We start from the raw sequence: 12,122 nt of genomic DNA on the forward strand, positions 1-12,122 counted from the left end.
CGCTGCAGCTCCCGCTGACAGCAGCCACAAACCTTGGACTTTGCTGCCGTTCGCAAAGCCGCGCATCGTTGGGCCGTGGCGCGGCGATCCGACCTCAGTGATTGGCAGTTTATGGCAGCCACGCACCTCCTAACTATCTGTCAGACACTACAGAAGCCAAATCGCCGTGCCGCGGGACGGCCCGTCATGTCGCAGACATGCCTCTGGCATGATGCGCGGCGGCCTGTGGCCTTGATTCCGCGCGGGTGGAATGCGGCAAGGGCTCCTCCCCGCCCATCGCCGCGATCTGCGTGAAGGTCCGGTTTCCCAGCAAAAACCTGAACCAGGCATTTCGGTTGCCACCGCTCAGCCCGCATTCGCCGCCCGCATCTGGCGCAGCATCGCCGTGGAGTAGATCACCAGCGCGAGCCAGATCATCGGAAAGGCAATCGCGCGGGCGCGGCCAAAGGGTTCTTCGAACACCAGCACGGCACAGAGGAAGATCATCGTCGGCGCGATGTATTGCAGGATGCCGATGGTAGACAGCCGCAACAGCTTGGCCCCGTTGGCATAAATCATCAGCGGCACCGCCGTGATCACGCCACAGCCGACCAGCAGCCAGAAATCGCGCCCGAAGTCGAAGCTGAAATGCGACGTGCCGGTGGCTGTCAGATATGCCAGATAGCCCAGCGCGGGCAGGATCAGGATCAGCACCTCCAGCAGGAACCCCTGGTTGGGTCCGATCGGCAGGCTTTTCTTGCACAAGGCATAAAAGCCCCAGGACACCGTCAGCCCCAGCGCGGCCCAGGGCATCCGGCCCGCGTCGACCGCCAGCACCAGCACCGCGCAGGCGGCAAGTGCAATGGCCACCATCTGCGCGCGGTTCAGCCGCTCTCCCAAAAGGACCGCCGCCAGGAAAATGCTGAACAGCGGGTTGATGTAGTACCCCAGCGCCGCATCCAGCGCGTGGCCCGAGTTGATCGCCCAGACATAGATCCCCCAGTTGATCGAGATCAGCGCCGCCGTCACGCAGCCCATGCCCAGCATCCGGGGCGACCTCAGCGCCTCGCGCAGGGCGTCGGTGCGGCGCAGCACAATCAGCACGGCGGCGGCAATCGGCAGCGACCACAACACGCGATGCGCCACGATCTCTGCCGCCGGGATATGCGACAGCAGTTTCATGTAAAGCGGCAGGAACCCCCACAACCCATAAGCGGTGATGGCAAAGCCAAGGCCCAGGGGCGTGTCTTCGTTTGTGACGGGGGTCAGGCTGTCGGGGTTGCGCATCTGTAACGGTCCTTTGCGCCTAGGGGTAGGCAACCCGCCGGGCGGAGGGAAGGATAACTTTGTACCCGTTACATTTTCGCCCGCGCGCCTGTCGGATCATACATCGGCTTCAGCGAGGCCTCTGCCCTGACCCGCACGCCTGCCACGTCGATCTCATAGGTCGAGGCCAGCAGATCAGCCGCCGTTTCCCCGACGCAAGGGACATAGCCCATGCCCATCGCGCCGCCCAGCGCATGGCCATAAGCCCCGGAACTCAGGAAACCGACGATCTGGCCGTCCCGCAGCACCGGCTCATTGTGATAGAGCAGCGGTTCAGGATCGGTCAGGCGGAATTGCAGCATCCGCCGGTCCAGCCCCGCCTCACGCTTGCGCAGCACGGCGTCGCGCCCGATAAAGTCCGACTTGTCAGTCTTCACGGCAAAGCCAAGCCCGGCTTCCAGCACATGATCCTCTGACGTGATGTCATGGCCAAAGTGGCGGAACCCCTTTTCGATGCGGCAACTGTCCATCATGTGCATGCCACACAGGCGCAGGCCCAGGTCCTGCCCGGCCTCTGCCAGCACCTCGAACACATGGGCGGACTGATCGGCGCTGACATAGATTTCCCAGCCCAATTCGCCCACATAGGTAACCCGGTGCACGCGGGCCAGCCCCATGCCGATCTCGATCTCCTGCGCCGTGCCAAAGGGGTTCACCGCATTGGAAAAATCATTCGGTGACACCTGCTGCAACAGATCACGCGCGCGCGGCCCCATCACGGCTAGCACCCCTTCGCCCGCCGTCACATCGGTGATCACGACGTTGAAATCACCCTGATGGCGGCGCATCCATGTCTGATCCGCCAGCCGGGTCGCGGCGGGGGTGACCACCAGATAGGCCAGTTCGGACAGGCGGGTGACGGTCACATCCGCCTCGATCCCCGCATGATGGTTCAGGAACTGGGTATAAACGATCTTGCCCAGCGGCACGTCATACTGCCCGCCGCCGATGTGGTTGAGGAATGCGCAGGCATCGCGCCCCTCCACCCGGATCTTGCCAAAGGAGGACATGTCGTACATGCCGACATGCTCGCGCACCGCCATGTGTTCTGCGGCCACGTTGTCAAAGAAGTTCTGCCGCTTCCAACTGTAGTGATAGGCGCGGTCCTGCCCCGGTTCGGCGAACCAGTTGGCGCGCTCCCAGCCTGCCAATTCGCCCATGACGGCACCACGTTCCAGCAGATGGGCATGGAACGGGCTGCGCCGCACGCCGCGCGCGGTGGCCTTTTGCCGGTAGGGGTAGTGATCGGCATAAAGCAGGCCCAGCGTTTCGATGGACCGCCGGGCCAGATAGCGGCGGTTGCCCTGAAACGGCTGCATCCGGCTGATGTCCACATCACCCAGGTCAAAAGGCTTTTCGCCCGCGTCCATCCATTGCGCCAGCGCCATGCCTGCGCCCCCCGCCGACTGGATGCCGATTGAGTTGAAACCGGCCGCGACCCAGACATTGTCCATCTCCGGCGCAAGGCCAAGGTGATAGGCGTCATCGGGGGTAAAGCTCTCGGGGCCATTGAAAAACGTATGTATCCCCGCCTCGGCCAGCATCGGCATGCGGTTCACCGCCGCCTCTAGGATCGGCTCGAAATGGTCGAAATCCTCAGGCAATTGGTCAAACTCGAAATCCGCAGGAATGCCGTCCAGCGCCCAGGGTTTGGCCTGCGGCTCGAACGCGCCCAGCAGGATCTTGCCCGCGTCTTCCTTGAAATAGGCGCATTCGTCCGGCACCCGCAGGACCGGCAGTTGGGTGAGGCCCGCAATCGCCTCTGTCACGATGTAGAAATGTTCGCAGGCTTGCAGCGGGACGTTCACGCCCAGCATCTGCCCCACCTCGCGGCCCCACATGCCGGCACAGTTCACCACCATGTCGCAGGCGATATGCCCGCTGTCGCCGCCCTGTTCCCAATCGACCCCGGTGATGCGGCGGCCTTGCCGGGTCACGCCGGTGGCGCGGGTCCGCTCGAATATCTGCCCACCGCGCTGCCGCGCGCCCTTGGCCAATGCCAGCGCGATGTTGGCCGGGTCGCCCTGCCCGTCCTTGCCAAGGTAGACACCGCCCCTGACCTCCCCGATGTTGAGGTGGGGATATTTGTCCTTCACCTCTGCCGCGCTGATCTCCTCCGCCTCCACGCCAAAGGCGCGGGCCATGGCAGCCTGGCGGTTGATCTCTTCAAGCCGTTCACCGGTCAGGGCAACGGTGATCGAACCGCAACGCTTGAACCCTGTCGCAACGCCCGTTTCGTCCTGCAAGTTGCCGTATAACTCTTGCGAGTATTTCGCGAGCTTCGTCATGTTGGCAGAGGCGCGCAATTGCGCGATCAGCCCCGCAGCGTGCCAGGTGGTCCCGGAGGTGAGTTGTTTGCGTTCCAGCAGTACCACGTCCTGCCACCCCAGCTTGGTGAGGTGGTAAGCGACGGAACAGCCGATGATGCCGCCCCCGATGATGACAACACGGGCCTGGGTGGGGATGACAGCCATATCAGGTGACCTCAGACAATGGAGTGACCCGCCGCACGCAGGCGGCGGGCGATTTCGGCAATATGCGCGGGGCTGACTTCGCAGCAGCCGCCGACGATGCTGGCCCCGGCATCGACCCAGCGCAGGACATGATCGGCGTAGCGTTCCGGCGTCAGATCGCGCCGCATGCTCAGGCTGTCCACGGTTGGCTTGTCCTCCAGAAAGCCCTCGGTAATCTGCTCGAACGCATTGGCGTAGGCGCCGAAGGGCAGACCGGATTGCGCCAGTATCGGCATCGCACTGTCAATCGCCTCGGGGACCGAACAATTGACAAGGACCGCCTGCGCCCGCTCCCGTGCCAGCGACAAAACCTCTGACAACGCCTCGCCCGAGCGCAGCCTCGTGCCGTCCTGATCGTCGACGGTCAGGGCCAGCCAAACGGGCTTGCCCGCTGTGGCGGCCCCCTTCAGGATGCTTGCGGCATGGGTCAGCGAGGCGACAGTTTCACAGATCAGCAGATCGCAATCGCCGGCAAGCAGCCCCGCAATCTCGGCATAAAGAACCGCACCGGCATCTGCGTCCGGATGCAGATCGGGCCGGTAAGAGGCCATCAACGGCCCGATGCTGCCCGCGATACGGGTCGCGCCACTGGCCCGCGCCTCCGCCAGCGCCAGCCTGTGCAACTCCTCGAACCGGTCTTCCAGCGGGGTGCCTGCCAACCTGTCGCGGTGGATGGCATAGGTGTTGGCCGTGGCCAGCGTCGCCCCGGCCTGCGTAAAATCGCGGTGCACACCGGCCACCATGCCGGGGTTGTCGATCATCACCTGCGTGGACCACAGCGGTGTCGGGTTGTCGCCGGAACGGTGGATCAATTCCTGCCCCATGCCGCCATCAAGCAGCGTTATATCACTCATTGCCGTGCCTCGGCGCTCAGGTCGCGGCTGGCCAGCAGGGCTGCCGCGACGATCATCAGCGCGCCGGATATCCGGTTCACCCAGACCCCGCTCAGCGCGCGCAGACGCCCAAGTGTCCGCGTTGCGGTCCACCCCCAAAGCAGCAGCACCGCACCATCGACAAGCAGATAGGTGACCCCAAGGATCAGCAGTTGCGGCAGGACGGCCTGAGCCGGGTCGATGAACTGCGGGAAAAGCGCGCCAAAGAACACAACCGCATATGGGTTGGCGGAGGAGGTCAGGAACCCCTGTCGGAACAGGACGCTCGTGCGCGCCTCGCGGGCAGCACCCGGTTCAACCGCGCCGCCCCTTGTCATCATCAGGCGCACTCCGATCCACCCAAGATAGGCCACGCCAACCCATTTGATGATCCAGATCGCATCGGCAGAGGCCGCGATGATTGCCGTCAGGCCAAAGGCCGCCGCCGTCATTTGCAGCGCATTGGCCGACAGATCACCCGTTATCGTTGCCGCACTACGCCGCAGCCCGTGGCGCAGCGAATTGGAGATGATCAAAAGCTGGCTCGTGTCCGGCGGCGTCAGAAAGAAAGCGGCCAGCACCCCCAGATAGATCAGATATGTCTCGATGCTCATGCGCGCAGCCTTTCGTTTTCAGGGTCCCATAGCGGCTGATCCGGTTGCACCACCGCCGGGCAGAGTCTGCCAAAGATGTTGATCTGCACCTGCGTGCCGGGTGTGGCCAGATCCGCGCGGATGGTGCCCAGCGCGATGGATTTGCCGATCCGGTATCCCCAGTCGCCACTGGTGGTTTCGCCCACCACCTCGCCGTTGTGCAGAACGGTGGACATATAGGGCGCATCCTGATCGCCCGCCTCGACAATCATGGTGACAAAGCGTTTCTTCACGCCCGCCTGTTTCTCGGACAACAGCGCGGCCTTGCCGGGGAAGTCCTGCGGTTTGTCAAACCGGATGAAACGGTCCAGCCCCGCCTCCAGCAGGGAATAATCGGTGGACAGGTCCCCCTTCCAGGTCCGATACCCTTTCTCCATGCGCATCGCGTTCAGCGCATACATGCCAAAGGGTTTCGCCCCGGCACCAAGCACCGCGTCATAAAGCACCGGGATGTCGGCCATCGCCGCATGGATTTCCCAGCCCAGTTCGCCCGCAAAACTGACCCGCGCCAGGGTGCAGTCAACGCCCGCAACCTGAGCAGGTTGATGGCTCAGCCAGCCCAGCGACAGGTCGGCTTGCGTTTCGATCGCGGTGAACAGCGCGCGCGACTTGGGGCCGGTCACGATCAGCGTGGAATAGTCACTGGTCTCGTCGGTCAGGCTCAGCCCTTCGGGCAGGTTCCGCTGCAACAGTTCAAAGTCATGCCACTGCGCAACCGCAGCCGTGATCAGGGTAAAGGCATCCTCCGCCTGCCGCATGATCGACATTTCGGTGAGGATGCGGCCCCGGTTGTCAGGGAAATAGCCCAACGTCATGCGCCCGACCTTGGGCAGGGCACCCGCGATGCGCCCCCGCAGCCATTCCGCCGCGCCCTCGCCGCCAAGGGCGAAGCGCGAGAACCCCGGCAGGTCCAGCACCCCCACCGCGTCGCGGACGGCTTCGACTTCATCCTGAATGCGGATCGCCCAGGGGCCGTTGCGGTCCCAGGTCTGGGTCGCTGCCTCGGACGTGTCGTCGCCTGGCTGCGCAAACCAGTTGGCGCGCTCCCAGCCGTTATAGGCACCCATCTGGCCACCCAACGCAATCACCTTTTCATGGACTGGCGACAGCTTCCTGTCACGCCCCGCAGGCCATGCATGGCGCGGGAAATGCATCGCGTATTCGTGGCCATAGGTTTCCATCGCCTTGGCAAGGCAATGGTCGTGATCGGTATAATCGGTGTAGCGGCGCGGATCGACGGACCACATGTCCATCTCTGTCTGTCCGTGCATGATCCATTCCGACAGCACCTTGCCCGCGCCGCCGCCCTGCGCGATCCCGAAGGTGAAAGAATGCCCTTCAAATGCATTGCGAACCCCCGGCATCGGGCCAACCATGGGCAGCCCGTCAGGGGCATAGGGGATCGGGCCGTTGATGTTGCGCCCCACCCCGGCACTGCCCAGGATCGGCACCCGCGCCATCGCGTCCTCGATGTAATATTCCAGCCGCTCCAGATCGTCGGGGTAAAGCTGAAAACTGAAATCCTCGGGCATCGGATCATCCGGCGTGACCCAATGCGCCTTGCAGTTCCGCTCATAGGGGCCAAGGTTCAGACCGTTCTTGTCCTGCCGCAGGTAATAGGATGTATCCACATCGCGCAGCAGCGGCACCTTATGGCCCTTCTCTCTGGTCCAAGCCTCAAGCTCTGCAATCGGCTCGGTCAGGAAATACTGATGCGACATGGTGACCATCGGCACGGTGCGCCCGCCGAAGGGTTTGAACATCTCGCCCACACGCTGCGCATAATACCCCGCGCAATTGGCGACAAATTCGCAGCGGATCTCGCCCTTCGGGGTCTTCACGATCCACTCGTCGCCGTCGCGGTCGATGCCGATGGCCGGGCAGAACCTTTCAATACGCCCCCCCGCATCCCGCGCCCCCTTGGCCAGCGCCTGTGTCAGCTGTGCCGGATCAATGTCACCATCCAGCGGGTCCCAAAGCCCCCCCATAAGATCATGGGTTTCCATGAAGGGATGCCTTTCCTTCAATTCGTCCGGTGTGCAGACGGTCATTTCCAGACCCTGGTACTGCCCCATGGAGGCCACGCGTTCGAATTCCTGCATCCGTTCCTTTGAATGGGCCAGCCGCACGGAGCCGGTGACGTGGTAATTCATCGGATAGCCCACGTCCTCGCCCAGAGTGCGGTACATGGCGGCGGCATAGCGCTGCATGTTCATCACCGCCCATGAGCCCGCAAAGTTCGGCACATTGCCGGCCGCGTGCCAAGTGGACCCCGCGGTCAGTTCGTTCTTTTCCAGCAGGACGCAATCGGACCAGCCCGCCCTGGCCAGATGATAAAGGGTCGAGGCACCCACGACGCCGCCGCCGATGATGACAACACGGGCGGTTGTGGGGAACTCACTCATCTGTCCGTGCCTTCTCTGGGTCGATGCCCGGAATGTCATAATAATCGCCCTTGTCGGCGGTGAAGATGTGCCGTTCCAGATGCAGACCGGTTTCCCCGTCCAGAGCGCCCAGCGCCACGCCGATTTCATCCTCGTCGTTGCTCTTCCAGAACAGGAAGGACCCGCAGGTCGGGCAAAAGCCGCGTTTGGCGCTGTCAGATGCCGCGTACCAGCGCACCGGGCCGGTCATCCTGAACCCCGCCATCCAGACGTTCACGGACGCCCAGTAATGGCCCGATTGCTTGCGGCACTGGCTGCAATGGCAGGCCGCCGGGTCGCGTGCCGTCCGGTCTGCGGTGAATGTGATCTTGCCGCACAGGCAGCTGCCTTTGAGCATGGTTCAACTCCTTGTCGGGGTGGTGGCAGTGCCCAGCAGGACACCGTAGATGATGAAACAAAGCGCCATGACCCGGCGCACCCAGATGTTAAAGACCGCCCCCAGCGCCGCCCGCCCGATGCCCGCGCCAAGCGCGGTAAAGGTGACATAGCTGAGCGCCGTCAGCGTCAGCGCGGTGGGGAAAATGACCACCATCTGTTCCCAGATCGGGACGTTCGGCTGCACAAACTGCGAAAAGGCGGCAAGATAACCTGCGACGGACTTGGGGTTGATCGTGGCGATGGCAAGCGCCCGGAGGTAGACCGACTTTGCAGGCCGGTCCGAAACCGTGACCGGGGTTCCGGCCATCACCCATCCGCGTATCCCGAGATAGATCAGAAACCCCGCGCCAATCCATTTGGCCACCGTAAACGCCGTCTGCGACGCGGCAAGCAGTGCCGTGACCCCAAGCACGGAAAGCAGCAGGAACAATGTGGCTTGCGTGAGGATTGCCAGCACCCCGATCAGGCCGCGCCGGAAACCAATGGTCATGCCGTTGGTGATGCAATTGACCGCATTCGGCCCCGGCGTGGTGACAAATACCAGCCAGAAAAGGGCAAATACGGTCCAGGCTTCAAAGCTCATGTCATTTACCTAATACACCGGCGGCGCGATCACCCAGATCGCCACCGCCGGGGTGTCGAAAGGGTTGGACCAGCGGAACGCCTCGCCGCGGATGCGAAAACTGTCACCGGGGTTCAGCAGATGGGCCGTGCCCTCGATCTCGACCTCCAGCTTGCCAGAGACAAGATAGCCGACCTCCTGCGTGGGGCGGCTGACGGGTGCCGTGATCCGGCTGTGGGGTTGAAAGGTGGAATGCACCACCTCGAAATCATCCGTGAGGTCGGGGGACAGCAATTCTTCGACCAGCCCGGCGACATCAGAACCGATGGGCCGCCGTGCGCCCTGCCGCACCACATAACCCGCCTCATGCGCAGGGGCCGCGGCGTGGCGAAACAACATGGAGACAGAAACCCCGAGACAGGCCGCGATATGGCGCAAATCAGTGATCGACGGGTCGGAGATACCCCGCTCAACCTGGCTCAGCCAGCCGACGGAGCGGCCAAGGGTGTTGGCCATCTCCGTCAGGGTCAGATCCCGGCTCTTGCGCAGGGCGCGCAGGTCCGCTCCGAGGGAAAAAGGTGGGTCTGGCGGGCTGTGCTGCATGATACCTGGGGTGAAATTTACGACTCCATTTTCACGCTAGACCCCTGATATGAAATTTTCCAGCATTATTTCACGCACCCGAAAACCGAATGCAATATGTCGCCAAGGGCGGTGGCATCCACCTGCGAAAAGGCATCCGACTGATTGCTGTCGATGTCGAACACCGCGATCAGCCTGCCGGTGCCATCGCGAACCGGCAACACCAGTTCCGACCGTGTGGTCGAGGCACAGGCAATGTGACCCGGAAAGGCATCCACATCCGGCACCAGTTGCACCTTGCCCTCCCGCGCGGCGGCCCCGCAGACACCACGGGAAAACGGGATGCTCAGGCAGCCGTGGCCGCCCTGATAGGGACCGATCTTGAGCAACTCCGGCGCGACAACCCGGTAAAACCCGGTCCAGTCGAAACGGTCATCGGCATGATGCACCTCACAGGTGACCGTGGCCATCAGGGCAACGGCATCGGCCTCCCCTTCGGTCAGCGCCGCGATGGTCCGGGCCAGGGTGGCGTAGTCAACTTGCATGGGGCGTTTCCTAAGAAATTACAGGCGTTCAATCGCAATGGCGGTGCCTTCGCCGCCGCCGATGCAGATCGCTGCAATGCCGCGTTTGAGATTGCGTTTCTCCAGGGAGTTCAACAGCGTGACCATGATCCGCGCGCCCGATGCGCCAATGGGATGGCCCAGCGCACAGGCCCCGCCGTTGACGTTCACGATCTCATGGTCCAGCCCCATTTCATGCATGAAGGCCATGGGCACGACAGCAAAGGCTTCGTTGACCTCCCACAGGTCGACATCTTCTTTTTTCCAGCCGATCCGGTCGAGCAGTTTTGTCGCTGCGGGCACCGGGGCCGTGGTGAAAAGGCCCGGTTCCTGCGCGTGGCTGGCATGGCCCAGAATGCGCGCGCGGATGTTGAGGCCCTGCGCCTGTGCCGCCTCTTCCGAGGAAAGGATCAACGCGGCGGCCCCGTCAGAGATCGACGATGAATTGGCCGCTGTCACCGTGCCGCCCTGACGGAAGGCCGGTTTGAGCTGCGGGATCTTGTCGGGCTGGGCCTGCGCGGGCTGTTCATCGGCGGCCACCATTGTGCTGCCCTTGCGCGAGGTGACCTCGACGGCGGCGATCTCATCGCTGAAGGCACCGCTGTCCTGTGCCGCGATGGCGCGGGACAGCGACGCCAGGGCATATTCATCCTGACGTTCGCGGGTGAACTGGTAGGTCTCGGCGCAATCCTCGGCAAAGGTGCCCATGAGGCGGCCCTTGTCATAGGCGTCTTCGAGGCCATCCAGGAACATGTGGTCGATCACCGCCCCATGGCCAAGCCGCGCACCGCCGCGCATCTTTGGCAGCACATAGGGCGCGTTCGTCATGCTTTCCATGCCGCCCGCCACCACAACATCGGTCTGGCCCAGCGCGATCTGGTCAAAGGCAATCATCGCCGCTTTCATGCCGGAGCCGCACATCTTGTTCAGGGTGGTGGCGGGCACGTCCTGGCCCAGACCGGCGGCGAAACCGGCCTGGCGGGCGGGGGCCTGTCCCTGACCGGCGGGCAGGACGCAGCCCATCAGGACCTCCTGAACCACGGCGGGCCCGGCATTTTCCAGCGCCGCCCGGATGGCATGGCCACCAAGCTCTGACGCCGTGAGCCCCGCGAAGGCCCCCTGAAACCCACCCATCGGGGTTCGGGACGCACCTGAAATCACGACATTCCGCATCATATTCTCCTCTTTGTCCGCGCCGTTGGTTACCTGTTGATAATCTTTGGCGATTATCTAACGGCGTCATCATCTGGTTCTAAAGGTCTGTCTATGGAAGTTTCCGTCAAAACAGAAGCTGACTTCTGCGTGGTCGCTTTGCGTGAACAGCGGATCGACGCGGCTGTCGCGCTGGATTTCAAGGACACAATGCGCCAGGCCGCACAGGATGGGGACCAGAACATCATCCTGGACCTCAGCGAAGTCACTTTCATCGATTCCAGCGGCCTGGGCGCGATTGTGGCCACGATGAAGTTTCTCGCGCCGGACCGGTCCCTGATCCTGGCCGGAATGACCGCGCCAGTAGACCGGGTTTTCAAACTGACCCGGATGGATTCAGTCTTTGCCATCTTCCCAACGCTTGGTGCCGCCTTGAGCGGACAACATGCATAAGCAGGGGACCATGACCAGATCGACGGCCCTGTCGCCGGAAACATCACCCTTTCCATTCGATATTCGCTTCAACAGCAGCAAGGCCGCTGTCCGCCAGGCGCTGGCAGAGGTGCGGCAGGAACTGGCCCCTCTGGGGCTGGATATCGAAGAGCTGCAAATTGTGGAACTTGTGCTGGCCGAGGCGCTGAACAACATCGTCGAACACGCCTATGCGCAGCCAGTACCGGATGACATGATCACCATCTGTGGCGACCACCGGGCAAACGGTTTGCATTTCCGGATCGTGGACCGGGGCGGGGCCATGCCGGACGGCAAACCGCCGCTGGGCAACACCCAACCCATCAGCGCCGAGATCGAGGACCTTCCCGAAGGCGGCTTTGGCTGGTTCCTGATTCGTGACCTTGCCAAAGACGTATGTTACCGCCGCATCGGAACGGAAAACCGGTTGGACCTGCGACTGGCGATTGCATTGGACTGGCGGGAATAACCGGTCTCGCCGCATTTGTCGGGAACCGGCCATGCCGCAGCAGGCAGGGCGGGGGGCAGACCCGGCAATCGCCCCAATTTCGGACCGGACCGCCAAAAGGCCTCATTGTGATCATATTCGCGCCACCGTTGCGGGGCATTTTCCGTCTTGTAGCTGCA

The 12,122-nt window shown here is 63.0% G+C and carries 12 protein-coding genes; 2 read left to right on the forward strand and 10 right to left on the reverse strand.

Going from position 1 to position 12,122, the window contains the following annotated elements; genetic code table 11:
* Positions 1 to 345: 345 nt before the first annotated feature.
* The 10 genes from rarD to A8B82_RS07530 form a co-directional block, all read right to left on the reverse strand.
* Entirely contained in the window at positions 346 to 1,266 is a 921-nt protein-coding gene (rarD, locus tag A8B82_RS07485; protein WP_067290293.1) for an EamA family transporter RarD, read from the reverse strand.
* A gap of 68 nt (positions 1,267 to 1,334) precedes the next feature.
* Positions 1,335 to 3,779 carry a GcvT family protein gene (locus tag A8B82_RS07490; protein ID WP_067290295.1) on the reverse strand — a complete coding sequence of 815 codons (2,445 nt, stop codon included), beginning with the start codon at positions 3,777 to 3,779 and terminating at the stop codon, positions 1,335 to 1,337.
* 11 nt (positions 3,780 to 3,790) lie between these two features.
* Positions 3,791 to 4,672, reverse strand: a complete 882-nt coding sequence (locus A8B82_RS07495) for a homocysteine S-methyltransferase family protein (protein WP_067290297.1) — start codon at positions 4,670 to 4,672, stop codon at positions 3,791 to 3,793.
* Entirely contained in the window at positions 4,669 to 5,304 is a 636-nt protein-coding gene (locus A8B82_RS07500) for a LysE family translocator (RefSeq protein ID WP_067290299.1), read from the reverse strand. Before A8B82_RS07500 ends, A8B82_RS07495 begins: the two co-directional genes overlap by 4 nt.
* The gene (locus A8B82_RS07505) at positions 5,301 to 7,748 is read right to left on the reverse strand and encodes a GcvT family protein (protein WP_067290301.1); all 2,448 of its coding nucleotides are present in this window, start codon (positions 7,746 to 7,748) and stop codon (positions 5,301 to 5,303) included. The genes A8B82_RS07500 and A8B82_RS07505 overlap by 4 nt, the downstream gene beginning before the upstream one ends.
* Complete coding sequence (locus A8B82_RS07510) at positions 7,741 to 8,124, reverse strand: GFA family protein (RefSeq protein WP_067290304.1); 384 nt, start codon at positions 8,122 to 8,124, stop codon at positions 7,741 to 7,743. The genes A8B82_RS07505 and A8B82_RS07510 overlap by 8 nt, the downstream gene beginning before the upstream one ends.
* Before the next feature lie 3 nt (positions 8,125 to 8,127).
* Positions 8,128 to 8,748, reverse strand: coding sequence for a LysE family translocator (locus A8B82_RS07515; protein ID WP_067290306.1), 621 nt, complete (start codon positions 8,746 to 8,748; stop codon positions 8,128 to 8,130).
* 9 nt (positions 8,749 to 8,757) lie between these two features.
* The gene (locus tag A8B82_RS07520) at positions 8,758 to 9,330 is read right to left on the reverse strand and encodes a helix-turn-helix domain-containing protein (RefSeq protein WP_067290308.1); all 573 of its coding nucleotides are present in this window, start codon (positions 9,328 to 9,330) and stop codon (positions 8,758 to 8,760) included.
* A 65-nt stretch (positions 9,331 to 9,395) separates the two neighbouring features.
* Entirely contained in the window at positions 9,396 to 9,854 is a 459-nt protein-coding gene (locus A8B82_RS07525) for a GAF domain-containing protein (RefSeq protein ID WP_067290311.1), read from the reverse strand.
* Between the two features lie 18 nt (positions 9,855 to 9,872).
* Complete coding sequence (locus A8B82_RS07530; protein ID WP_067290515.1) at positions 9,873 to 11,045, reverse strand: thiolase family protein; 1,173 nt, start codon at positions 11,043 to 11,045, stop codon at positions 9,873 to 9,875.
* Positions 11,046 to 11,138: 93 nt separating this feature from the next.
* Here A8B82_RS07530 and A8B82_RS07535 point away from each other — a divergent pair, with 93 nt between their 5' ends.
* Positions 11,139 to 11,477, forward strand: a complete 339-nt coding sequence (locus A8B82_RS07535; protein WP_067290314.1) for an STAS domain-containing protein — start codon at positions 11,139 to 11,141, stop codon at positions 11,475 to 11,477.
* A gap of 10 nt (positions 11,478 to 11,487) precedes the next feature.
* Complete coding sequence (locus A8B82_RS07540; RefSeq protein WP_067290517.1) at positions 11,488 to 11,964, forward strand: ATP-binding protein; 477 nt, start codon at positions 11,488 to 11,490, stop codon at positions 11,962 to 11,964.
* Positions 11,965 to 12,122 lie beyond the last annotated feature (158 nt).

It is taken from the genome of Sulfitobacter sp. EhC04, from assembly GCF_001650875.1.
Lineage (GTDB): Bacteria > Pseudomonadota > Alphaproteobacteria > Rhodobacterales > Rhodobacteraceae > Sulfitobacter.